The organism is Variovorax sp. IB41 (genome assembly GCF_016405905.1).
GTDB lineage: Bacteria > Pseudomonadota > Gammaproteobacteria > Burkholderiales > Burkholderiaceae_C > Variovorax.
This window is the reverse complement of sequence record NZ_JAEFCB010000007.1, coordinates 154,766-177,335: the sequence shown is the minus strand read 5'-3', so window position 1 is coordinate 177,335 and position 22,570 is coordinate 154,766. Positions and strand designations below refer to the sequence as shown.

Sequence of the window (22,570 nt, the reverse complement as noted above, 5' to 3'; positions counted from 1 at the left end):
CGCCCGGTGAGGGGGCGATGCGTCAGGCGCCCTGGGCCAGCGCGTGGCCGTAGCGCGACAGGGTTTCGGCCGGCGCATGCACCTGCCAGGGCAGGCCGTGCGCGGTGAAGCGTTCGGCGAGCGCGTCGGCGATGGCCTGCGCTTCGGTGTCCCCGAGCGCGATCACGCCCATCAGCGCGCCGTCCACGCCCGGAAAGGCCGCGGCCGTCATCTTGTCCTCGGCCGGCAGCGCGTCCAGCACCGACCAGTTCTTCTCCGCTGCCAGCGTGCAGATGAAGCGGTCGTCCACGCCCGGTGCGGCCGCCCTGGACAGCAGCACCAGCTGCGCGCCCTGGAACCACCCCGAGAATTCGAACAGGCGCGCCGCCACCTCGGGCCTCACGGTCGAGGTGAGTCCCAGCTCCACCGGCGCCGTGCCCACGGCGCCCGCCGCGCCGAACGCGCTGCGCAGCACGATGCGGCGGTGCCGCGTGCCATCTTCCTCGGGCGTCCATTCGGCGCCTTCGCTGCGGTGGTGCCCCGGGCTCCAGAGCTTGCGCCACAGCGTGCCGAGCGTGGGCCGCTCCACGTCTTCCAGGAAGGTGACGCGGCCCAGCGCCACGAAGGCTTCGGCGATGGCCAGGTGCAGCGCGTCGAGCGCCTCGTCGTCCGCATCGTCCATCTGCACCAGCAGCATCGACTGGCCCACGCCCAGCTGGCCGAGCTCCAGGGCCGGCGGCAGGCTCGCGCGCACCGTGTGCAGCCCGATGCGCCCTACCATCGCGGCGTTCCCAGCTCGTTCATGAAGGCGTTGACCTCGAACTCGGCCGCGCGCAGCAGCGGCGTGAAGACCGTCTCGTCGGCCCAGTCGTAGACGATGAAGGCCGCCTGCGCCATCTTCTCGCCGGCCCAGTAGCCCGCGATGCCGCCGATCAGGCAGCCGCCGATGCCGCCCGCCGCGATGCCGTAGGGCCCGCCCGCCACGCCCGCACCCGCGCCGTATTCACCCACCGCCACGCAGCCCACGCGTGCCAGCGCCCAGGCCGACACCACCTCGGTGGCGCGGCGCATCGGCCGGTCCGACTGCACGACCGAGACCGCGTCCAGCGACATGCCCACGATGCCGATGATGCGTCCGCCCCACTTGAAATACTTGGCCGCCTGGTAGACGTACTTGCCCGCCGCGCCCGCGGGCTGGTGGTCGCCGTAGCCGAAATGCCCTGTGGCATTGTTGGCGTTCCAGTGGTAGTTCACCGAGTTGGTCTTGACGTTGAAGCCGTAGTCCAGCCGCAGGTGCTTCTTGCCCTTGATGTCCTGGAAGAACAGCGTCGAGGTCGAGCCGCCCTTGGGCACCCAGCCGCGCGGGTCCAGCTCGATGCACAGGTTGGTGCCGGGAATCGGAATGCGCACCAGCGCCGCCAGGCCCGTGGGCATCAGGACCTGCCCGGTCATCGGAATCTGCTGTTCGCTCAGGTCTTCTGCCATGCGGATGCTTTCTCCAGGAGATGGACGCAACGGGGACACAAAGGCGCAAGGCGCGGTTTTAACGCCATTCGCGCCGGAACGCCAAGTCCCCGGGCGGTGCCGATGCGGGACAATCGCGGTCGATTTTCAAGAAAGCCCCACCGTGTCGCAGCCCGTTTTCGACCTCGAAGCCACCATCGCGCGCCTGTTCGTCTACCCCGTCAAATCGTGTGCCGGCGTCGAATTGAATGAGATGCTGCTGACCGAAACCGGCCTGGAATTCGACCGGGCCTGGATGGTGGTCGATGCCAACGGCGAGTTCGTCACCCAGCGCCAGATCCCGCGCATGGCGCTCATCAGGCCGCAGATGAAGCACATGGAAGTGGTGCTGCGCGCCCCCGGCATGCTGGCCCTGCACCTGGCCTTCGACCGCGTCGAGAAACCGGTGCGCGTGCGCGTGTGGAAAGACGAGGTGGCCGCCTACGACATGGGCGACATCGCCGCCCAGTGGTTCAGCGATTTCCTCTCCGAGCCCGGCAAGCCGCAGACCCTGCGGCTGGTGCGCTCCGACCCGGAGCACAAGCGGCTGTCGAGCCTCAAATGGACCGACGGCGCCGAGGCGCTGAACCAGTTCGCCGACGGCTATCCGCTCTTGGTGGCGAGCGAAGGGTCTCTGGCCGAACTCAACGAGCGGCTCGCGGCGGCGGGGCACGAGGCGGTCGGCATCGAGCGCTTCCGGCCCAACATCGTGCTGGCCGGCATCGAGTCGCACGACGAAGACCGTGTCGATGCGCTGCATGTCACCACGGCCGAAGGCGAGGCCGAGCTCAAGCCGGTCAAGCCCTGCACGCGCTGCCCGATCCCGGACATCGACCCGGCCACCGCCGTGAGCAGCCCCGAGGTCGGCAACGTGCTGCGCACCTACCGCGCGGATGCGCGCGTCGATGGGGGCATCACCTTCGGCATGAACTGCATCGTGGTGCAGGGCGTCGAATACATGCTCAAGGTCGGGCAGACCGTGGGCGCGAACTACCGGTTCGAATAGCTCAGAAGGTCACGCCCGAACAGAGAATGATGTTCGCGTAGGGCGTGCATTCGCCGGTGCGAATGACAGCCTTGGCCCTCGCGCTCAGGCGCTTGAGCTCCTCGTGCGAGATCGTCTCGGGCACGACGGCCAGTTGACCCTCGCACCAGGCGGGCAACGCGCCGGCCGGCAGTTGCTCCACCGCCTCGCGTGCGAGCAGCGCGCGTTCCACCTGCATCTCCGACAGCACCGCCTTGAGCACGTCCGCGACGCGCGGAATGCCGGGCGTGAGCGCCAGGTCGATGCGCTTGGGGCCATCGGGAATCGGCAGGCCGGCATCGCCGATGACAAGCATGTCGCCATGCCCCAGCGCGGCGATCACTTGCGAGAGTTCGGCATGCAGCAGGGGAGAGCGTTTCACAGCGTGATCCAGTCGGGAGGCAGGGGGCTTTGCAGCACGGCGTCGCGCTGCGGAATGGAGGGTTGGGCGCCGGGCTGCTGGATGCACAGCGCCGCGGCGCGGACGCCCAGGCGCACGGCCTCGTCGAACGATTGGCCCTCGCCGAGCGCCACGGCGAGCGCACCGAGAAAGGTGTCGCCGGCGGCGGTGGTGTCGACGGCCTGCACCTTCGGCGCGGGATGGTGGCGTGCACCGTCGGCATCGATGGCCACCGCGCCGCGCGAACCGAGTGTGACGACCACGCGCGCGATGCCCTTGGCGCGCAGCGCCCGGCCCGCGAGCGCGGCGTCTTGCGGGCTGTCGGCCGACTGGCCGCACAGCGTCTGGGCCTCGATCTCGTTGACCACCAGCGTGTCGATGCGCGGCCAGAGCGGCTCGGCGATCGCCTGCACCGGCGACGGATTCAGCAGCACCTTGCAGCCTGCCTCGTGCGCCACCGAGATGGCACGTGCGACCTGCTCCATCGGCGTCTCGAACTGCATCACGAGAAAGGCCGCGCCGTGCAACTGCTCGCGCAGCGCGGCCTCGTCGATCTCGACCTTCGCGTTGGCACCGGGGATCATCACGATGCGGTTCTGGCCGCTGTCTTCCACCAGGATGAGCGCCGTGCCGGTGGGCTCGGCATCGACAGTGCGCAGCGCGGCGGTGTCGATGCCGTCGCGCTCCAGCGATTCGCGCAGCGCACGGCCGTGGGCGTCGTCGCCCACGCAGCCGATCATGCGCACCTGGCCGCCTTCGCGCGCGCAGCTCACGGCCTGGTTGGCGCCCTTGCCGCCGGGGATGTTGGCGATCGAATGGCCGATCAGGGTTTCGCCCGCGGCCGGTGCGTGGGGGACGCGCAGCACCAGGTCCATGTTGAGGCTGCCGAGCACCACGATGCGGGGTGGCACCGGGGGCACCGATGGTGGCTCGGGACTGCGGGAAGAAGGCTTCGGACTCACGGGGTGCGGGACTTTCGGTTTTCCGTTGAAGGCGCCGCGCTCGATGCGGGCGCTGCAGATGAAGGCGTGGGCGCGGCGGGTTCGCGAAAGCTCGCATGGCGCGCGGTCGAGGCGCGCACGCGCAGCTCGGGCTGCAGCACCACCTTGCGCGCATCGCGCCGCTTGCCGCCCACGCGCTCCAGCAGCATGTCGACCGCCAGCGCGCCGATGCGCTCCTTGGGCTGCGCGACGGTGGTGAGCGGCGGGCTGGTGTAGGCCGAGAGTTCGATGTCGTCGAAGCCGACGATCGAGAGTTCGTCGGGCACGTGCACGCCGCTTTCATGCGCGGCGCGCAGCGCGCCGATGGCCATCAGGTCGTTGCAGACGAACACGGCCGAAGGCGGGTTTTCCGTGCGCAGGATGGCGTGCATCGCCTCGTAGCCGCTCTGGCTGGTGAACGCGCCGCGCCACAACAGCGCATCGGCGTTCGGCGCCGATCCGGTCTCGGCCAGCGCCATGCGCCAGCCCTCGATGCGCTGCTCGCTGGGCGTGAGGCCCTCAGGCCCGCCGATGCAGGCGATGCGCTTGTGGCCGAGCGACAAGAGGTGCCGCACCGCGAGCAGGCCGCCCTGCATGTGCGCGGTTTCCACCAGGTCGCAGCTCGGGTCGGCGATCTCGCGGTCCACCAGCACCGTGGGAATGCGCAGGCCCTGCAGTTGCGTCACCAGCGAATCGTCGTCGCCCGTGGACACCACGATCAGCCCGTCGATGCGGCGCTCGGCCAGCACCTGCAGGTACACGCTCTGGCGGCGGGGCTCGTCGTCGGTGTTGCACAGCACCAGCGTGTAGCCGGCGCCGAAGCACCGGTCTTCCACGATGCGCACGATCTCGGCGAAGTAGGGATTGGAGCTGTTCGGAATCAGCATCCCGAGCGTCGAGGTGGTATTGCTCTTCAAGCTTCGCGCCATCGCGTTGGGCACGTAGCCCAGCTCGCGGATGGCGAGCTCCACGCGCTCGCGGCCCTTGGCGCTCACATGGCGCGTGTCGTTGACCACGTGCGAGACGGTGGTGACGGAGACTCCCGCGCGCAGCGCGACGTCCTTGATGGTGGCCATGGGTTGTTGTTCCTCGTTCCGTGGGAAGCGTCAGAAGGTGTGAATGGATCCGGCGTGCCCGAGCAGCCCGCCCAGGCGCGCCCGCTCAAGGCGCAAAGCGCAGCCATAGCTCGCGCTATGGCGAGCATTTGCAACGCCGAGCGGGTGCGCCTGGGTGGGATGAGCGGGCATGGCGGATTCGTTCACACCTTCTCCTAGGCCAGGCGGCGGTCCGCGCGGCGCTGGCGCAAGGTGTCGATGATCACCGCAACCACGATCACGGCGCCCGTGATGATGCGTTTGCTCGGCTCGCTCGCCCCCACCTGCGCCAGCCCGGCCTCGAGCACCGCGATGATCAGCACGCCGAAGAAGGTGTTGACCACCGAGCCGCGCCCGCCCATGAGGCTGGTGCCGCCGATGACCACGGCCGCGATCACCTGCAGTTCGATGCCGACGCCCGCGTTCGGGTCGGCCGCTTCGAGGCGGGCCGACTGCATCAGGCCCGCGAGGCCCGCGAGAAGACCGGTAACCGCGAACACGATGATGCGGATCGGCCGAGGATCGACACCTGCCAGGCGCATCGCCTCTTCGTTCGTGCCGATGCCCACCACATGCCGCCCGAACACCGTGCGCGTGAGCACCATCTGCCCGACGACGACCAGCACCACCGCGAGCACGAAGGCGGCGGAGATGCCGCCGATCCACGGCGCGGCCAGGCCCGAGATCGCATCGCCCACGTACTGCGTGCGCGAGTCGGTGACCAGGTACGCGCCGCCGCGCACCGCTTCGAGCATGCCCAGCGAGACGATGAAGCTCGGCAGCCGCCAGGCGACCGACACCGCACCGGTCACCGTGCCGCAGATGAGGCCGGTGGCCAGGCCGAGCACCGCGGCCAGCGGCACCGAGAGCTTCCATTCGAGGATGGCCGCGGCGGTGACGGCCGCGCTGAGCGCGAGCACCGAGCCGACCGACAGGTCGATGCCCGCGATGATCAGCACGAAGGTCATGCCCACGGCCATCACGGCGAGCGCGGGGATTTCGTTGGCGATCGAGATGAAGGTGTCGCGCGTGAGGAAGTATTCGCTCATCGAGCCGAAGAGCGCGACCATGCCCACCAGCACGATCGTGAGGCCGAGGTAGGTGCCCAGCTGGCCCTTGAGTGCGGAGGTGCGCGGATTGGTTGTCGGGACGGCTGCGTTCATGGTGTCTCGGCAGTGGCCGGTTGGGCCGGGTTCGAATCGGGGACGGGAGTCGTGGATGAGGCGGCCGCGGGGCGTCCGGTCGCGTCGCTGAAGGCGGCGGCGAGCAGCGATTGTTCGCTCCACTCGCCGCGCTCGAACACCGCGACCAGCTTGCCCGCGCTCATCACGCCGATGCGGTCGCACATCGCCATCAGTTCGCGCAGGTCGCTCGAGACCATCAGGAGCGCCTTGCCGGCGTCGGTCATGCGGTCGAGTTCGGCGTAGAGATCGGCGCGCGCACCGACGTCCACGCCGCGCGTGGGTTCGTCCAGCAGCAGCACCTTGCATTCGCGGTGCAGCCAGCGCGCGAACACCACCTTCTGCTGGTTGCCGCCGCTCAACGTGGCGACGGGTTGTTCGATGCTGCGCGAGCGGATGCGCAAGAGCTCCACCAGTTGCCGCGCGATGCTGCGTTCCTTGGCGCGCTGCAGCCAGCCGGCGTGCGAGATCGCGCCCAGGTCGCTGAGCGTCGCGTTGACGCGGATCGATTGCGTGAGGAGCAGGCCCTGCGACTTGCGGTCTTCGGTGACGAGGCCGATGCCGGCGCGAATCGCCTGCATCGGCGAGCGCCAGCCCTTGCGCACGCGCTGTACCGGCTCTGCGCCAGACTTCGGGTCGTGGAGCGAAATCTCGCCGCGGTCCGCGCGGTCGGCGCCGAACAGGAGGCGCACCAGCTCGGTCCGGCCCGAGCCGACGAGACCCGCGAGGCCCATGATTTCTCCGGCGCGCAGGTCGATGTCGACATCGCGCACCATCTGCGCCCGGCCGAGGCCGCGCGCGCTCAGCAGCACCGGCCCGGCGACGCGGCGCGCGCGCCCTTCGTGCTCGTGCACCGCGCGGCCGACCATGCGCTGCACGAGTTCGGATTCGCGCACGCCGGCCATGGCGCGCACGTCCACCAGCTTGCCGTCGCGCAGCACCGCCACGCGGTCGGCGATGCGCTGCAGTTCTTCCAGGCGGTGCGACACGTAGACGATCGCCACGCCGCGCGCCTTCAGCAGTTCGATCTGCTCGAAGAGGTGCGAGGTCTCGCGGGGCGTGAGCATCGCGGTGGGCTCGTCGAGCACCAGCACGCGCGTGTCGTCCTGCAGGTTGCGCGCGATTTCCACCATCTGCTGCTGGCCGATGCCCAACCGCGCGACGGGCGTGGCGGGGTCGATGTTCTCCATGCCGATCTTGGCGAGCTGGCGCGCGGCCAGCTCGTGGAGCTTCGCCTTGCGAATCCAGCCGGTCTTGTTGGGCAGGCGGTCGAGCAGCAGGTTCTCGGCCACCGACAGCGTGGTGACCAGCCCCAGTTCCTGCATCACCATGCGCACGCCCAGGCGCTCGGCATCGCGGCGGGAGGCGGGCTGGAAGGGCTTGCCGTCCAGCAGCATCTGGCCGCGCGTGGGCTGCACCAGACCGCAGACGATCTTGGAGAGCGTGCTCTTGCCGGCGCCGTTCTCACCCGTGAGGGCGAGCACTTCGCCGGCGTTCAGCACGATCGACACGTCGTCCAGCACCGGCGCCGCGTAGTCCTTGCCGAGCGCGCTCAGCGAGAGCACCGGCGCGCTGCGATCGTTATCAGCCATCGATGGCAACCTCATTCATTCCAGAAACACCGAGGAACCGGCTTTGCCGGGCCTCAGGTGTTGCCCCCGGCAGGGGGTTGGCGAAGCGACACGAAGTGCGCGCAGCCTGGGGGCGAGCAACATTTACTTGGAGCCCTTGGTGACCAGCACCACGTCGGTCTTCACTTCGGCGGGCATCTCCGACTGCTTCTTCTTGTCGGCGATGGCCTTGAGCGCGGTCTCGATGCCGAACACCGCCTGCTTGGCGGCGAACTGGTCGGCCGTGGCGAGCACGCGGCCGTCGGCCAGCATCGGCTTGATGGCGCCGATGTTGTCGTAGCCCACCACCAGCACCTTGCCGGTCTTGCCCGCGGCCTTCACCGCTGCCACCGCGCCCAGCGCCATGCTGTCGTTGCCGGCGAGCAGCGCCTTGAGATCCGGGTGCTCGCGCATCATGCCGGCGGCCACCGTGTTGCCCTTGTCGATTTCCCACTGGCCCGACTGCACGCCCACCACCGTCACGTTGGCGGCCTTCATGGCGTCCTGGTAGCCGAGGGTGCGCTGCTGCGCATTGAAGGTGGTCGAGACGCCTTCGATGATCCCGACCTTGTCGCCCGCCTTCAGCTCCTTGGCCAGCGCGTCGCCCACCAGCTTGGCGCCGGCGCGGTTGTCGGGGCCGACGAAGGGCACCTGGATGCCCTTTTCCTTGAGCGCCGCGGCGTCGAGCTGGTTGTCGATGTTGACCACCAGGATGCCCTTGTCGATCGCGGCCTTGATCACCGGCACGAGGGCCTTCGAATCGGCCGGCGCGATGACCAGCGCGTTGATCTTCTGGGCCACCATCTGCTCGACCATCTTGATCTGGGCGGCGGTGTCGGTCTCGTCCTTGATGCCATTGGCCACCAGCGTGTACTTGGCGGCATTGGCCTTGTTGTGCGCCTTGGCGCCGTCTTCCATGGTGCGGAAGAACTCGTTGGCCAGCGACTTCATGACCAGCGCGACCTTGGGCTTGTCCTGCGCGAAGGAGGGCGTGGCGGCGATGGCGCCCAGCAGCGTGAGCGCGGCGGCGCTTTGCAGGGTGCGGCGGGTGAACTTCATGGTTGTCTCCTGAGGTGGTTGAGCGGTACGCCGGTCTCTGCCGGGGGCTCCGATATTAACCAACGAAAACGTTTGCGCAAACGTTTGCTAATCGGGTTTAACCCTGAGCTTTCGGGCGATGGCGGAAGTGGCCGAAGACCGGAAGCGCGGGCATGAAACCATGGTCGCCTAAAATCGCGGGTTACCCAAGAGGACCTCCCATGAGTTTGCAATGCGGCATCGTCGGCCTGCCCAACGTCGGTAAATCCACTCTTTTCAATGCGTTGACCAAGGCCGGCATCGCAGCGGAAAACTATCCGTTCTGCACCATCGAGCCCAACGTGGGCGTGGTGGAAGTGCCCGATCCGCGGCTTGCGCAACTGAGCGCGATCGTCGGCCCCGAGCGCGTGGTGCCCGCCATCGTCGAGTTCGTCGACATCGCCGGCCTCGTGGCCGGCGCCAGCACCGGCGAGGGCCTGGGCAACAAGTTCCTCGCGCACATCCGCGAAACCGACGCCACGGTGAACGTGGTGCGCTGCTTCGACGACGACAACGTGATCCATGTGGCCGGCAAGGTCGACCCGATTTCCGACATCGAAGTGATCCAGACCGAGCTGTGCCTGGCCGACCTCGCCACGGTCGAGAAGGCGCTGCATCGCCACACCAAGGTCGCGCGCTCGGGCGACAAGGAAGCGCAGAAGCTCGTCGGCCTCCTGGAGCGCTGCCAGGCCGCGCTGAACGAGAACACGCCGGTGCGCGCACTCGAGTTCACCAAGGAAGAGCAGCCGCTGGTCAAGAGCTTCACGCTCATCACCGCCAAGCCCGCGATGTTCGTGGGCAACGTGGCCGAAGACGGCTTCGAGAACAACCCCTACCTCGATCGCCTGCGCGAATACGCCGCCAAGCAGGGCGCGCCCGTGGTCGCCATCTGCGCCAAGATCGAAGCGGACCTGGCCGAGATGGACGACGAGGACAAGAAGATGTTCCTCGCCGAAATCGGCCAGGACGAGCCGGGCCTCAATCGCCTGATCCGCGCGGCCTTCAAGCTGCTCGGCCTGCAGACCTACTTCACCGCCGGCGTGAAGGAAGTGCGCGCCTGGACCATCCACATCGGCGACACCGGCCCGCAAGCGGCCGGCGTGATCCACGGCGATTTCGAGAAGGGTTACATCCGCGCCCAGACCATCGCGTTCGACGACTACATCGCGTTCAAGGGCGAGCAGGGCGCCAAGGACGCGGGGAAGATGCGGTCGGAAGGCAAGGAATACGTCGTCAAGGATGGCGACGTGATGAACTTCCTGTTCAGTTCGTAGCGCTCTTGGCGGGCTGCTGCTTGCCCCACACCACCGTGTTGTCCACCGCATAGGCCGCGCACACCACCTTGCGCTCCGCGCAGCCCTTGAGGTGCTCGGTCAGCGCGGCCGAATTGGTGGCGGTGCCGAACTTGTTGTCGCTCGTGATCAGGAACGCACGCGGCCGCGCCTGCAGCAGAAACTGGCGGTACGCGGCGCGTATCTGCCCGGGGTCGGTGCCGACGACCGGCAGGCCGGCCTCGTCGGCCAGGTCGGCATGGCCTGAGGGCGTGGGCTCGCCGTTGGGGCCGAGCGCCACGCCGACGTTCTTGAGCAGCTCGCGCCACTTCGTCATCTCCGCGATCACGCGCGGCGGCAGTTCCATCACCCATTGCGCCGGATAGGCAAAGCCCAGGTTCGCGCCGCCGGGCGCCACGCTGTCGGTGACGCCGACCAGCCGGCCTTCGTCATCGAAGAGGCCGCCGCCGCTCGAGCCCGAGGACACCGGCGCGGAGGTCTGGATGATCGGCAACTGGCCCTGCGCCCTCGGCCTCAGTGCGGAGATCAGTCCTTCGGTCAGGGTGAGCTCGAGGCCGTGCGGACTGCCGATAGCGAACACGCGCTGGCCGACGCGCAGCTGGTCGGCCGGTGCGATCTGCACGGCGGGCAACTGCAGCGGCGTTTCGGTCATCAGCACGCACAGGTCGCGCGACGGATCGGGGTCGCGCAGGATGCTCTTGATCCTGATGGTGGCCTGGCCCTGCGTCACGGTGGCCGACATGGCGCCGTTCACCACATGGCACGCCGTGGCCAGCGCGGCGGGCGTCACGGCGACCGCGCTGCCGACGCTGGTCTTGTCGTTGCCCTGGTCGCCCTTCACGGTCCAGACCGCGGGCGATGCCTTGCGAAAAACTTCCTCGGGCTGCAGCGCCCATGCGTGACAGGCCAGCACGCCGAGCCAGAGGCCGGCTGCCAGGGGCTTGCAAGGCCGGATGTATTTCTTCATCGACCCGAGTCTAGGAAGCGCGCGCTTCGGTTGCCGTAGGCGATGGCGCTGAGTCGCCGTTGCCAACGGCCCTGTTGTTAGACTGCGCGCGCCCCGAATTCACCCACAAGGCTCGCCCCATGCTCACCGTCCACCATCTCAACAACTCGCGTTCGCAGCGCGTGCTCTGGCTGCTCGAAGAACTCGAACTGCCGTACGAGATCGTCCACTACCAGCGCGATCCGCAAACCATGTTGGCGCCCGCTTCGCTCAAGGCCATTCACCCGCTTGGCAAGTCGCCGGTGGTGACGACGGACGACGGCCTCACGCTCGCGGAATCGGGCGCGGTGATCGAGACGGTGATCGAGCGCTACGGCCACGGCCGCCTTGCGCCCGCGGCCGGCACGCCCGAGGCGTTGCGCTATCGCTACTGGCTGCATTTCGCCGAGGGCACGGCGATGTCGCCGCTGTTGCTCAAGCTGGTGTTCGACCGGATCGAGACGAGCAAGATGCCCTTCTTCGCCAAGCCGGTGGCCAAGGCCATCGCGGCGAAGGCGAAGTCGGCGTTCATCAACCCGAACATCGCGAGCCACCTGAACTACATGGAGTCCGAACTGGGCAAGAGCGAGTGGTTCGCCGGCGATGAATTCACGGGCGCCGACATCCAGATGAGCTTCGTGGTCGAGGCCTCGCAGGCGCGCGGTGGGCTCGATGCGAAACGGCCGAAGCTCATGGGGTACCTCGAGCGCATCCATGCGCGACCGGCTTACAAGCGCGCGCTGGAACGCGGCGGTCCCTACGGCCTGTTGAGCTGAGGTTGCTTCAGTTCGGGAAGATGTAGATCAGCGCGACCGTCATGCAGACGTAGCGCAGGAACTTCCCAATGGCCATGTAGCCCAGGCACGGCCAGAACGGCAGCTTGAGCCAGCCCGCGACCGCGCACAGCGGATCGCCCACCAGCGGCAGCCAGCTCAGGAGACACGCCTTCGGCCCGAGCCGTTCGAGCCAGCCGAGTACGCGCACGTGGTGTTTCGAGTGCGAGTATTTGTCAGCGACCTTGTGCGCGCCGTAGCCCATCCACCAGTCGACCGCGCCGCCCAGCGTGTTGCCCACCGTTGCCACCGCGATGGCGGACCAGAACATGTCGGGGTTGAGCCTGAGCAGGCCGAAGAGGATGGGCTCGGAGCCCACCGGCAGCAGCGTGGCCGAGACGAAAGCGGCGACGAACAGCGTCGAGAGACCGTACTGCGGCAGCGCCAGCAGCGCCATGAGGGAGTCGAGCCAGGCTTGCATAAGGTCGGCGCAGTATAGGCAGCGCCCACATCGCCGCGGCGTCGGAGAAGGCCCCGCGAAACATTGGTGTTTACGCCTGTCCCGCGGGCGCAAATCGTTTCAGTCGCTGAAATCGCAGGTGGCTACAATCGTGCCTCATTTTTCAGCAGCCGAACGCGCACCGCCTCCTTTCCCATGACCTTGCAGATCGGCACCCACACGCTGGAAAACCGCCTGTTCGTCGCGCCCATGGCCGGCGTGACGGACCGGCCCTTCCGCATGCTGTGCCGCGAACTGGGCGCGGGCTATGCGGTCAGCGAGATGGTCACCTCGCGCAAGGAACTCTGGGGCACGCTCAAGACATCGCGCCGTGCCAACCACGACGGCGAACCGGGCCCCATCGCGGTGCAGATCGCCGGCACCGACGCGGCCATGATGGCCGAGGCCACGGTCTACAACATCGAGCGCGGCGCGCAGATCATCGACATCAACATGGGCTGCCCGGCCAAGAAGGTCTGCAACAAGTGGGCCGGTTCCGCGCTGATGCGCGACGAGCCGCTGGCGCTTGAAATCGTGCAGGCCGTGGTCGATGCGGCGCAGCCCTACAACGTGCCGATCACGCTCAAGATGCGCACCGGCTGGAGCCAGGACAACCGCAACGCGGTGAAGCTCGCGCGCGATTTCGAATCGGCCGGCGTGCAGATGCTCACCGTGCACGGCCGCACGCGCGAGCAAGGCTACAAGGGCCACGCCGAGTACGACACCATCGCGGCAGTGAAGGCCGCGGTGCGCGTGCCGGTGGTGGCCAACGGCGACGTCACCTCGCCCGAGAAGGCGCGCGACGTGCTCGCGGCCACCGGCGCCGACGCGGTGATGATCGGCCGCGCCGCGCAGGGCCGGCCCTGGATCTTTCGCGAGATCGCGCACTTCCTGGACACCGGCACGCACCGCGCGCCGCCGCTGGTCGCCGAGGTGCGCCGCCTGCTGCTGGATCACCTGGTGGAGCACTACGCGCTCTACGGCGATTTCAGCGGCGTGCGCACCGCGCGCAAGCACATCGGCTGGTATGTGCGCACGCTTCCCGACGGCGAAGCGTTTCGCGCCACGATGAACACCATCGAGGACTGCGCCGAACAGCTGCGCGCGGTCGGCGACTATTTCGACGGGCTTGCGGACCGCATGGAACGCATGCCCGAGCACCAGGCGGCCGAAGAGCTGTCCGGTGAAGAAGAGGAGGCGGCCTGCGCCGTCGATTGAGAGAAGAAGAGAAGAAGCAATGAGCAAGAAACACATCGAAGACTGCGTGCGCACCAGTCTGGACAGCTACTTTCGCGATCTGCGCGGCACCGAACCCGACGGCATGTACGAGATGCTCGTGCGCGTGGTCGAGAAGCCTTTGCTCGATGTCGTGATGACGCGCGCGGAAGGCAACCAGTCGAAGGCCGCGCAATGGCTGGGCCTGAATCGCAACACCCTTCGCAAGAAGCTGGTCGAGCACAAACTTTTGAAATAACCACCGGCATATCCCATGGCTCAGACCGCACTCATCTCCGTTTCCGACAAGACCGGCATCCTCGAATTCGCCCAGGCGCTGCATGCGTTGGGCATCAAGCTGCTGTCCACCGGCGGCACCGCCAAGCTGCTCGCAGACGCGGGCCTGCCGGTGACCGAGGTTGCCGACCACACCGGCTTTCCCGAAATGCTCGACGGCCGCGTGAAGACGCTGCATCCCAAGATCCACGGCGGCCTGCTCGCGCGGCGCGATGTGCCCGCGCACGTGGCGGCGATCAAGGAGCACGGCATCGACACCATCGACCTCCTGATCGTCAATCTCTACCCGTTCGAATCGACCGTGGCCAAGCCCGGCTGCACGCTGGAGGACGCGATCGAGAACATCGACATCGGCGGCCCAGCCATGGTGCGCAGCGCGGCCAAGAACTGGAAGGACGTGGGCGTGCTCACCGACGCGGCGCAGTACCCCGTGGCGCTCGCAGAACTGAAGGCCGGCGGCAAGCTCAGCGACAAGACCAAGTTCGCGTTCTCGGTGGCCGCGTTCAACCGCATCGCCGACTACGACGGCGCGATCAGCGACTACCTCTCGGCCATCGACTTCGATGCCAGCATCGGCCAGCCTGCGCCGACGCGTTCGCTCTTCCCCGCGCAGAGCAACGGCCGCTTCGTGAAGGTGCAGGACCTGCGCTACGGCGAGAACCCGCACCAGCAGGCCGCGTTCTACCGTGACCTGCATCCGGCGCCCGGCTCGCTCGTCTCGGCCAAACAGCTGCAGGGCAAGGAGCTGAGCTACAACAACATCGCCGACGCCGATGCGGCGTGGGAATGCGTCAAGAGCTTCGACACGTACGCCGAAGGCGGACCCGTCGGGCCCGCGGCGTGCGTGATCGTCAAGCACGCCAACCCCTGCGGCGTGGCCGTGGGCAAGGACGCGAACGAGGCCTACGCCAAGGCCTTCAAGACCGATCCGACCTCGGCCTTCGGCGGCATCATCGCGTTCAACCGTCCGGTGGACGGCGAGACGGCGCAGGCGATTGCCAAGCAGTTCGTCGAAGTGCTGATGGCGCCGGGCTACACCCCCGAGGCGCTCGCGGTGTTCCAGGCCACCAAGGTCAAGCTCAACGTGCGCGTGCTCGAGATCGCGCTGCCGCCGGGCGGCAAGACCGATTGGGAAAACGGCCGCAACCTGATGGACGTCAAGCGCGTCGGCTCGGGCCTCCTCATGCAGACCGCCGACAACCACGAGCTCGCGGAGAGCGACCTCAAGGTGGTGAGCAAGAAGCAGCCCACGCCCCAGCAACTGCAGGACCTGCTGTTCGCATGGAAGGTCGCGAAGTTCGTGAAGAGCAACGCGATCGTGTTCTGTGCCGACGGCATGACGATGGGCGTCGGCGCGGGCCAGATGAGCCGCCTCGATTCGGCCCGCATCGCGAGCATCAAGGCCGAGCACGCGGGCCTGTCGCTCAAGGGCACGGCGGTCGCGAGCGATGCCTTCTTCCCGTTCCGTGACGGCCTCGATGTGGTGGTGGATGCGGGCGCGAGCAGCGTGATCCAGCCGGGTGGTTCGATGCGCGACCAGGAAGTGATCGATGCCGCTGACGAGCGCGGCGTGGTGATGGTCCTGTCCGGCGTGCGCCACTTCCGTCACTGACGGCTTTTTCCGCTTTTTCGAGAACACCGCGGAACCGGCTTTGCCGGGCCGCTGGTGTTGCCCCCGGTAGGGGGTTGGCGAAGCGACACGAAGTGCGCGCAGCCTGGGGGCGAGCCTATTCGTGGGTACCGAACCGGTACTTCAACTGGAAGGTGATCGCACCGTAGAGGCGGTTCTTGACCGTCGGCACGTACGCGATGTTCAGGCCCCAGTTCTTGCCTTCGATGGCGGCCACCGGAAGGATGGCCGGGAACCAGTTGCCGTTGCGGTAGTTGGGGTAGCCGTCGAAGCCGCCCACCACCGCGCCGAACTTCACGCCGTAGAACTCGAAGGGCAGCACGTACAGGCCGAGGTAATTCGACTGCCTGCGGTCGCTGTTGCGAAAGGTGCCGCCCGTGATGCGGTAGGTGTCGCTCAGCGGGTACTCGAAGCCCAGGCCCTGGTTGACGTTTTCGAGGTGCTTGCCGCCGTCGAAGTGCGCCGAATAGAAGCCCGGGTTGATCCAGATGTTCTTCGGCTCGAAGGAGGACTGCGCAAGCGCCAGGCCGGGTAGAAGAAGAGCAAGGGCAGCGCTCGATACCGGCAGCAGGCGCAGGGCGTTCATGGACTAAGGCGTTCTGAAAATCTCTCGTGCCGCTTCTATGGTGGCTGCGATGTCGTCCTCCCCGTGCGCTGCGCTCACGAAGCCTGCTTCGTAGAGCGCCGGGGCAATATACACGCCGCGATCGAGCAAACCGTGAAACAACGCATTGAACTTCGCGTTGTCGGTTGTCATCACGGTGGCATAGTTTTGCGGCAGGTCCTTCATGAGGAAGAAGCCGAACATGCCGCCTTCGCTGTCGGCGTTGAAGGGCTGGCCTTCGGCGGCCGCCGCGGCCTTCAGGCCATCGACCAGCGAGCGCGTCTTCTTGCCGAGCGCTTCGTAGAAGCCGGGCTTGGCGATCTCCTTCAGCGTCGCGAGGCCGCAGGCCGTGGCCACCGGATTGCCCGAGAGCGTGCCCGCCTGGTAGACCGGCCCCTGCGGCGCGAGCTGTTCCATGATGGCGCGCGGACCGCCGAACGCCGCCAGCGGCATGCCGCCGCCGATGACCTTGCCCAGCACCGTGAGGTCGGGCTTGATGCCCAGCACGCCCTGCGCGCCGTGCAGGCCGACGCGAAAGCCGGTCATCACCTCGTCGAAGATCAGGAGCGCGCCATGCTTCGTGCAGAGGTCGCGGCAGCGCTGGGCGAACTCGGGCGTGGCGCGCACGAAGTTCATGTTGCCGGCGATGGCTTCGATCATCAGGCAGGCGATGTCGTTGCCATGCAGCGAGAAGGCCTCTTCGAGTTGCTGCAGGTTGTTGTACTCCAGCACGATCGTGTGCTGCACCACCTCGGGCGGCACGCCGGCCGAGGTCGGGTTGCCGAAGGTCGCGAGACCCGAGCCGGCTTTCACGAGCAGGGCATCGGCGTGGCCGTGATAGCAGCCCTCGAACTTGATGATGCTCTTGCGGCCGGTGGCACCGCGCGCCAGGCGCAGCGCGCTCATCGCGGCCTCGGTGCCCGAGCTCACGAGCCGCACCATCTCCATGGAGGGCACGAGCGCGAGGATGGCCTCGGCCAGTTCGATCTCGCGCTCGGTCGGCGCGCCGTACGAGAAGCCTTCGAGCACGGCCTTCTGCACCGCCTCGACCACCGCGGGGTGGCCGTGGCCCAGGATCATCGGGCCCCAGGAGCCGATGTAGTCGATGTAGCGCTTGCCGTTGGCATCCCAAAAATAGGCGCCTTCGGCGCGCTGGATGAAGCGGGGCGTACCGCCGACGGCCTTGAAGGCGCGCACGGGCGAGTTCACGCCGCCGGGGATCACGGCGCGGGCGCGCTCGAAGAGGGTGTCGTTCTTGTCAGTGGTAGGCATCGCAGCGAAGGGGTGGGTTTCAGGGGAGGGCCGCCGCGCGCGGCCGCCCGAAGCGGCCGGCCCGCCCCCGGTAGGGGGTTGGCGAACCGACACGAAGTGCGGGCAGCCTGGGGGCGAGCAACATATTTCAGTGGCGGGTGTCGTGGGGGGGGAGGGCGAAATCCTGGGGCGCGTCGGGGTCATCGTCTTCGTCGTCGTCCTCGGGCTCGGCCCAGAACAGGCGGTCGGGCAGCACGTGGCCCATGCCGGGGCGAAAGCCCGCGTCCAGGCACCGGTCCATGTAGGCCAGGGCTTCGCTTGTGGCGGCCACCAGGTCGGTGCCGCTCGCGAGCAGGGCGGCCAGCGCGGCCGAGAGCGTGTCGCCCGCGCCGGCGAAGACCGCCTCGAGCCGCTCGTACTTCTCGTTGGCGAGCACCGACTGCGGCGAGGCCAGCACGTTGTCGATGAACTGGTCGGGCAGCACCATGCCGGTCACGAGCGTGTAGGGCACGCCGAACTCGCCGGCGGCCTTGGCGATGTCGCGCGCGCCGGGCGGACGCTCGCCGCTCCAGTCCGGAAGGAGCCATCGCCACAGCGTACTGTGGTTTCCAACCAACACTGTCGTCTGCGGCAAAACAAGTTCGCGAAACGCGTCCAGATAGGCCTCGATCTGGTTTTCGTCCCACCAGGAAAGGTTGGGCATGTAGGCCACCACGGGCACTTCGGGATAGTCGGAAGCGGTCTCGGCGATGGTGCTCAGGGCGTCGGGCGAGCCGACGAAACCGACCTTGATCAGCTGCACCTCCACGTCCTCCAGGATGGCGCGCGCCTGCTCGGCGATGGCCTCCTCGTCGAACGGGAAATGGTCGAATATCTCGGCCGTGTCCCGGGCGTAGGCGCCCGTCACCACGGGGAGAATGTGTGCGCCCACCGACGCCATGGCCAGGGCGTCGGCGCCCAGGCCTCCGGCCCCGCTCGGATCGCTGGCATTGAAGACCAGCACGCAGGGCGGATTCAGGTCGCGTTCGGCGAGCGCTTCGGCGTCCTGCGAGGGGTCGTTAAGATCGCCCGGTTTGCGGGCGTTGTCTGCTGGATGTAAGTAGATGGTCATACGCCGGGCGGAATCTCCTGGATGGTGGCATAGGCGCGACGTTTATAGCTCGCCAGTGAGATACGCATAGATACACTCGTTGCATTTAATGAACAAGGACTTTAAGCTCCGATGAATACGAAAACTTGGATGTGCCTGATTTGTGGGTGGATCTATGACGAAGCGGTGGGTGTTCCGGAAGACGGGATCGCGGCAGGCACGGCCTGGGCCGATGTTCCGATGAACTGGACCTGTCCTGAGTGCGGTGCGCGCAAGGAAGACTTCGAAATGGTTGAAATCTGAAAGATTGGCATAGGGCTACGCGATCTGCGTCGATGTACGGCGCGGCGGGCATCCAAGTCTCATGAGCAGGAGCGTTTGCAATGGGCCCGAATGGATCAGGTTACAAGGTGCTGGTCATCGATGACAGCAACACCATCCGGCGCAGTGCCGAGATTTTTCTGAAGCAGGGTGGGCACGAGGTTCTTCTGGCGGAAGACGGTTTCGATGCGCTCTCCAAGGTTAACGACCACAAGCCCCATCTGATTTTCTGCGACATCCTCATGCCGCGTCTCGACGGTTACCAGACGTGCGCCATCATCAAGCGCAACGCCCATTTCTCCAAGGTTCCGGTCGTCATGCTGTCTTCGAAAGACGGTGTATTCGACAAGGCCCGCGGCCGCATGGTCGGATCGCAAGACTACCTGACCAAGCCTTTCACCAAAGACCAGCTGCTGCAGGCCGTGCAGCAGTTTGGCATCGTTCAACAGGAAGCGCAGTAATGCCTATTCGAAAAATCCTCGTCGTCGACGACTCCAAGACTGAATTGGTGTTCTTGACCGACCTCCTCCAGAAGAACGGCTTTGCCGTGAAGACGGCCGAAAACGCCGACGACGCCATGCGCCGCCTGGAAGAAGAGCAACCCGACCTGATCCTCATGGACGTGGTCATGCCCGGCCAGAACGGCTTCCAGCTCACGCGCGCCATCGCCCGCGACCCGAAGTACGCGGCCATCCCGATCATCCTGTGCACCAGCAAGAACCAGGAAACCGATCGCGTCTGGGGCATGCGCCAGGGCGCACGCGACTACATCGTGAAGCCGGTCAATGCGGCGGATCTGATGTCCAAGATCAGCGCGCTCGCCTGAGCAGGAGTCGGCTGAGTCCATGGCGAATCGCGACGCACTGAGAGCCTTCCAGTCCCGGCTTGCAAGCCGTCTGCAGGCTGCGCGCACGACAGGCGTGGCCGCGACGTGGCTTGCCGTCGAGGCGGGCGAGGGCAAGTACCTCTTCCCGCTGGGACACGCCGGCGAAATCTTTCCCTGGACGCCGCCACAGCCCGTGCCCTACACGGCGCCGTGGTTCCTCGGCGTCGCCAATCTGCGCGGCGGCCTCTACGGCGTGGTCCAGTTGTCGGGCTTCGCCACGGGCGGGCCGGGCACGCAGGCCGCCACCGAGGCGGCGCGCATGCAATCGCGGCTCGTTGCATTCAACGAGCTGCTCGAAGTCAACTGCGCATTGCTGGTCGACCGACTGGCGGGGTTGCGGGGCGCGGAGGCCTTCACGGCCTCCGAACCTCCGGGCGCAGAAGCACCTGCGTGGCATGGGCATCTGTACACCGACGCAGCAGGGGAGCGCTGGCAGGAAGTCAACCTGCAAGCGCTTTCGCAGCAACCCCAGTTTTTGAGTATTGGTGCGTAGTGCCTTGGCACGCAGCACTGGCAACCACCTGAAGGACCGACCGTGAGCTCGATCGCCGACAAGTTCAAGAAATTACTGCCCGTGAGCAACGGGAACGACAAGGCCCGCGTCGACGGCTCCGGTTCGATATCGCTCGACGATGTCGATACGGTTCAGGTTCCGGACGAGAAAACCGTGCGCCTGGTGAGAAGGGGCGAAAGCTCCTCTCCCGTGGCGCCCGCGCCCGCCGGCTTCGCCGATGGCCTTGCCGGCGGCGAGACGCCCGACGCGCTCGACGCTGCGGCCCTCGAAGCCGTTCCGCCCGTCGGACGAACGGGTTCCAACCCCGCGCGGCAACAGCGGATCCTGGCGATCATGCTGGCGGTCGTGGTGCTGCTGCTGCTCCTGGTGGCCGGCTCCGCCATTCTTCGCGCGGAACGCCTCGCCCAGCAGGTGGCGGCCACCGGCCAGTCGCTGATGCAGTCGCAGCGTCTCGCGAAATCGATCTCCCAGGCCCTCGTCGGCAGCGCCTCGGCGTTCGTCGAAGTCAAGGACAGCGCCGACGACCTCTCGCGCCGCGTCTCCGGCCTGACCAACGGCGACGACGCCTTGCGTCTGGAGCGCGTGGGCAACCAGTACGACGAGGAGATGAACAAGATCAATCCTCTCGTCGCACGTGCCGACACCAGCGCCAAGGCCGTGCTGGCCCAGCGCCAGATCCTGACCCAGGTGGGTGCCGCCTTGCGCGACATCAACCAGCAGTCGTCCACGCTGCTCGAAATGACGGAAACCGTCGCGTCGCTGAAGATGCAGCAGAACGCCACGCTGCCCGAAATCTCGGCCGCCGGCCAACTGGTGATGCTGACGCAGCGCATCGGCAAGTCGACCAACGAATTCTTCACGGTCGAGGGCGTGAACCCCGACGCCGTGTTCCTGCTGGGCAAGGACCTGAACACCTTCCAGGAAACCACCCGCGGCCTCCTGGACGGCAATGCGCAACAGCGCTTCCCCGGCTCGAAAGACCCGCAGACGCGCCAGCAGCTCGAAGCCATCCTGAAGACCTACGAGCAGATGCGCACGCAGGCGTCCGCCATTCTGGGCAACCTGCAGGGCCTGGTGGCAGCGCGCGAAGCGCAGGCGTCCATCCTGACCGACAGCGAGCCGCTGCGTAAGTCGCTGGGCGACCTGCAGGACAAGCTCTCGGCCCGCACGGGCCTGGGCGCCGGAACGATCGTGTTGCTGTTCGTGCTGTCGCTGGCCGCCCTGGCGCTGGCCGGTGCCATCGGTTTCGTGCAGGTGCGCGAAGGCCGCGAACGCGCCGCCAACGCCGAACGCGAGCGTCTGGCTGCCGAGCAGACTTCGGAAGAAGCCGGCCGCATCAACAACGCCAACCAGGCCGCCATTCTTCGGCTGATGAACGAACTGCAGACAGTGGCCGAAGGCGACCTGACGCAGGAAGCAACCGTGACCGAGGACATCACCGGCGCCATTGCCGACTCGGTGAACTACACGGTGGAAGAACTGCGACTGCTGGTGGGCAACGTGCAGAACACGGCAACCCGCGTGGCGCAGACGACGTCGCAGGTGGAAAGCACCTCGACCGAACTGCTGGCCGCCTCGACCGAACAGCTGCGCGAGATTCGCGAAACCGGCCAGTCGGTGCTGACCATGGCCGAGCGAATCAACGGCGTGTCCTCGCAAGCGCAAGAGTCCGCCACGGTGGCGCGCCAGTCGCTGCAAGCCGCGTCATCGGGCCTGCAGGCCGTGCAGAACGCCATCGGCGGTATGAACTCCATCCGCGACCAGATCCAGGAAACCTCCAAGCGGATCAAGCGCCTGGGCGAGTCGTCGCAGGAAATTGGCGAAATCACCGAGCTGATCTCGGACATTACCGAACAGACGAACGTGCTGGCGCTGAACGCCGCCATTCAAGCGGCATCGGCCGGTGAAGCCGGCCGCGGCTTCTCGGTGGTGGCGGAAGAAGTTCAGCGACTGGCCGAACGCTCCGCAGATGCCACGCGCCAGATTTCGGCGCTGGTGAAGGCGATTCAGACCGACACCCAGGATGCAGTGGGCGCCATGGAGCGCTCCACGCAGGGTGTGGTCGAAGGGGCCAAGCTGTCCGACAACGCGGGTACCGCGCTGACCGAGATTGACCGCGTGTCCCGCCGCCTCGCCGAGCTGATCGAGCAGATTTCGCAGTCCGCCTCCCGCGAAGCCGATTCGGCCAACGTGGTGGCAGCGAACATCCAGCACATTTTTGCGGTGACCGAGCAGACCGGAGAAGGTACGCGTACCACGGCCCAGCAGGTGCGCGAACTGTCGCAGATGGCGGAAGAACTGCGCCGCTCGGTCGCCCGTTTCAAGATTGCCTGACAACCGATAGATAAGAACGGCGAGCAACCAC

The 22,570-nt window shown here is 67.0% G+C and carries 24 protein-coding genes; 11 read left to right on the top strand and 13 right to left on the bottom strand.

The genetic code is table 11. The annotated features are described in order from the left end of the window. Positions 1 to 22: 22 nt before the first annotated feature. Entirely contained in the window at positions 23 to 760 is a 738-nt protein-coding gene (locus JC881_RS15455) for a hypothetical protein (RefSeq protein ID WP_198786588.1), read from the bottom strand. After that, positions 754 to 1,464, bottom strand: a complete 711-nt coding sequence (locus tag JC881_RS15450; RefSeq protein WP_198786587.1) for a hypothetical protein — start codon at positions 1,462 to 1,464, stop codon at positions 754 to 756. Before JC881_RS15450 ends, JC881_RS15455 begins: the two co-directional genes overlap by 7 nt. 142 nt (positions 1,465 to 1,606) lie before the next feature. Here JC881_RS15450 and JC881_RS15445 point away from each other — a divergent pair, with 142 nt between their 5' ends. Continuing rightward, positions 1,607 to 2,488: an MOSC domain-containing protein gene (locus tag JC881_RS15445; RefSeq protein WP_198786586.1), complete on the top strand. Its 882-nt coding sequence runs from the start codon at positions 1,607 to 1,609 to the stop codon at positions 2,486 to 2,488. Position 2,489: 1 nt separating this feature from the next. On the opposite strand, the gene rbsD is transcribed toward JC881_RS15445, so the two are convergent. The 6 genes from rbsD to JC881_RS15415 form a co-directional block, all read right to left on the bottom strand. Beyond that, positions 2,490 to 2,888, bottom strand: a complete 399-nt coding sequence (gene rbsD / locus JC881_RS15440) for a D-ribose pyranase (RefSeq protein WP_198786585.1) — start codon at positions 2,886 to 2,888, stop codon at positions 2,490 to 2,492. Beyond that, positions 2,885 to 3,868: a ribokinase gene (gene rbsK / locus JC881_RS15435; RefSeq protein WP_198786584.1), complete on the bottom strand. Its 984-nt coding sequence runs from the start codon at positions 3,866 to 3,868 to the stop codon at positions 2,885 to 2,887. Before rbsK ends, rbsD begins: the two co-directional genes overlap by 4 nt. Further along, positions 3,865 to 4,962 (bottom strand): LacI family DNA-binding transcriptional regulator, encoded by a 1,098-nt coding sequence (locus JC881_RS15430; protein ID WP_198786583.1) that lies wholly within the window; start codon positions 4,960 to 4,962, stop codon positions 3,865 to 3,867. Before JC881_RS15430 ends, rbsK begins: the two co-directional genes overlap by 4 nt. Before the next feature lie 194 nt (positions 4,963 to 5,156). After that, a complete protein-coding gene (locus JC881_RS15425) occupies positions 5,157 to 6,143 on the bottom strand; it encodes an ABC transporter permease (protein WP_198786582.1) in 987 nt (328 codons plus the stop codon). Then, entirely contained in the window at positions 6,140 to 7,753 is a 1,614-nt protein-coding gene (locus JC881_RS15420) for a sugar ABC transporter ATP-binding protein (RefSeq protein ID WP_198786581.1), read from the bottom strand. The genes JC881_RS15425 and JC881_RS15420 overlap by 4 nt, the downstream gene beginning before the upstream one ends. A gap of 123 nt (positions 7,754 to 7,876) precedes the next feature. Continuing rightward, positions 7,877 to 8,830 carry a sugar ABC transporter substrate-binding protein gene (locus JC881_RS15415; RefSeq protein ID WP_198786580.1) on the bottom strand — a complete coding sequence of 318 codons (954 nt, stop codon included), beginning with the start codon at positions 8,828 to 8,830 and terminating at the stop codon, positions 7,877 to 7,879. A gap of 200 nt (positions 8,831 to 9,030) precedes the next feature. Here JC881_RS15415 and ychF point away from each other — a divergent pair, with 200 nt between their 5' ends. Continuing rightward, positions 9,031 to 10,122, top strand: a complete 1,092-nt coding sequence (gene ychF / locus JC881_RS15410) for a redox-regulated ATPase YchF (RefSeq protein ID WP_198786579.1) — start codon at positions 9,031 to 9,033, stop codon at positions 10,120 to 10,122. Here ychF and JC881_RS15405 read toward each other — a convergent pair. Then, positions 10,112 to 11,107: a trypsin-like peptidase domain-containing protein gene (locus JC881_RS15405; RefSeq protein ID WP_198786578.1), complete on the bottom strand. Its 996-nt coding sequence runs from the start codon at positions 11,105 to 11,107 to the stop codon at positions 10,112 to 10,114. The genes ychF and JC881_RS15405 overlap by 11 nt on opposite strands. A gap of 119 nt (positions 11,108 to 11,226) precedes the next feature. Here JC881_RS15405 and JC881_RS15400 point away from each other — a divergent pair, with 119 nt between their 5' ends. Continuing rightward, positions 11,227 to 11,901 (top strand): glutathione S-transferase, encoded by a 675-nt coding sequence (locus tag JC881_RS15400; protein ID WP_198786577.1) that lies wholly within the window; start codon positions 11,227 to 11,229, stop codon positions 11,899 to 11,901. A gap of 7 nt (positions 11,902 to 11,908) precedes the next feature. On the opposite strand, the gene JC881_RS15395 is transcribed toward JC881_RS15400, so the two are convergent. Further along, a complete protein-coding gene (locus JC881_RS15395) occupies positions 11,909 to 12,379 on the bottom strand; it encodes a YqaA family protein (RefSeq protein ID WP_198786576.1) in 471 nt (156 codons plus the stop codon). 174 nt (positions 12,380 to 12,553) lie between these two features. On the opposite strand from JC881_RS15395, the gene dusB reads away from it, so the two are divergent. Genes dusB through purH form a run of 3 tightly spaced genes read left to right on the top strand, consistent with a single transcriptional unit; the run spans position 12,554 to position 15,521 of the window. Beyond that, on the top strand, positions 12,554 to 13,615 hold the full coding sequence (gene dusB / locus JC881_RS15390; protein WP_198786575.1) for a tRNA dihydrouridine synthase DusB: 1,062 nt from the start codon (positions 12,554 to 12,556) through the stop codon (positions 13,613 to 13,615). A gap of 19 nt (positions 13,616 to 13,634) precedes the next feature. Further along, positions 13,635 to 13,871, top strand: a complete 237-nt coding sequence (locus JC881_RS15385) for a Fis family transcriptional regulator (protein ID WP_007838304.1) — start codon at positions 13,635 to 13,637, stop codon at positions 13,869 to 13,871. Positions 13,872 to 13,886: 15 nt separating this feature from the next. Further along, positions 13,887 to 15,521, top strand: coding sequence for a bifunctional phosphoribosylaminoimidazolecarboxamide formyltransferase/IMP cyclohydrolase (purH, locus tag JC881_RS15380; RefSeq protein ID WP_198786574.1), 1,635 nt, complete (start codon positions 13,887 to 13,889; stop codon positions 15,519 to 15,521). Between the two features lie 115 nt (positions 15,522 to 15,636). Here purH and JC881_RS15375 read toward each other — a convergent pair whose 3' ends face one another. The 3 genes from JC881_RS15375 to thiD all read right to left on the bottom strand — a co-directional run bounded on the left by JC881_RS15375 (position 15,637) and on the right by thiD (position 18,505). Continuing rightward, a complete protein-coding gene (locus JC881_RS15375; RefSeq protein ID WP_198786573.1) occupies positions 15,637 to 16,125 on the bottom strand; it encodes a hypothetical protein in 489 nt (162 codons plus the stop codon). Positions 16,126 to 16,128: 3 nt separating this feature from the next. Continuing rightward, complete coding sequence (hemL, locus tag JC881_RS15370) at positions 16,129 to 17,415, bottom strand: glutamate-1-semialdehyde 2,1-aminomutase (RefSeq protein WP_198786572.1); 1,287 nt, start codon at positions 17,413 to 17,415, stop codon at positions 16,129 to 16,131. Between the two features lie 127 nt (positions 17,416 to 17,542). Continuing rightward, positions 17,543 to 18,505 carry a bifunctional hydroxymethylpyrimidine kinase/phosphomethylpyrimidine kinase gene (gene thiD / locus JC881_RS15365; protein WP_198786571.1) on the bottom strand — a complete coding sequence of 321 codons (963 nt, stop codon included), beginning with the start codon at positions 18,503 to 18,505 and terminating at the stop codon, positions 17,543 to 17,545. Positions 18,506 to 18,616: 111 nt separating this feature from the next. On the opposite strand from thiD, the gene JC881_RS15360 reads away from it, so the two are divergent. From JC881_RS15360 to JC881_RS15340, 5 genes are all read left to right on the top strand, one after another. Continuing rightward, positions 18,617 to 18,787 (top strand): rubredoxin, encoded by a 171-nt coding sequence (locus JC881_RS15360; protein WP_007838397.1) that lies wholly within the window; start codon positions 18,617 to 18,619, stop codon positions 18,785 to 18,787. A gap of 80 nt (positions 18,788 to 18,867) precedes the next feature. Next, positions 18,868 to 19,266 carry a response regulator gene (locus tag JC881_RS15355; RefSeq protein WP_093442538.1) on the top strand — a complete coding sequence of 133 codons (399 nt, stop codon included), beginning with the start codon at positions 18,868 to 18,870 and terminating at the stop codon, positions 19,264 to 19,266. After that, positions 19,266 to 19,631: a response regulator gene (locus JC881_RS15350; RefSeq protein WP_042581921.1), complete on the top strand. Its 366-nt coding sequence runs from the start codon at positions 19,266 to 19,268 to the stop codon at positions 19,629 to 19,631. The genes JC881_RS15355 and JC881_RS15350 overlap by 1 nt, the downstream gene beginning before the upstream one ends. A 19-nt stretch (positions 19,632 to 19,650) precedes the next feature. Further along, positions 19,651 to 20,184 carry a chemotaxis protein CheW gene (locus JC881_RS15345; protein ID WP_198786570.1) on the top strand — a complete coding sequence of 178 codons (534 nt, stop codon included), beginning with the start codon at positions 19,651 to 19,653 and terminating at the stop codon, positions 20,182 to 20,184. Positions 20,185 to 20,226: 42 nt separating this feature from the next. Beyond that, positions 20,227 to 22,539 (top strand): methyl-accepting chemotaxis protein, encoded by a 2,313-nt coding sequence (locus JC881_RS15340; protein ID WP_198786569.1) that lies wholly within the window; start codon positions 20,227 to 20,229, stop codon positions 22,537 to 22,539. Positions 22,540 to 22,570 lie beyond the last annotated feature (31 nt).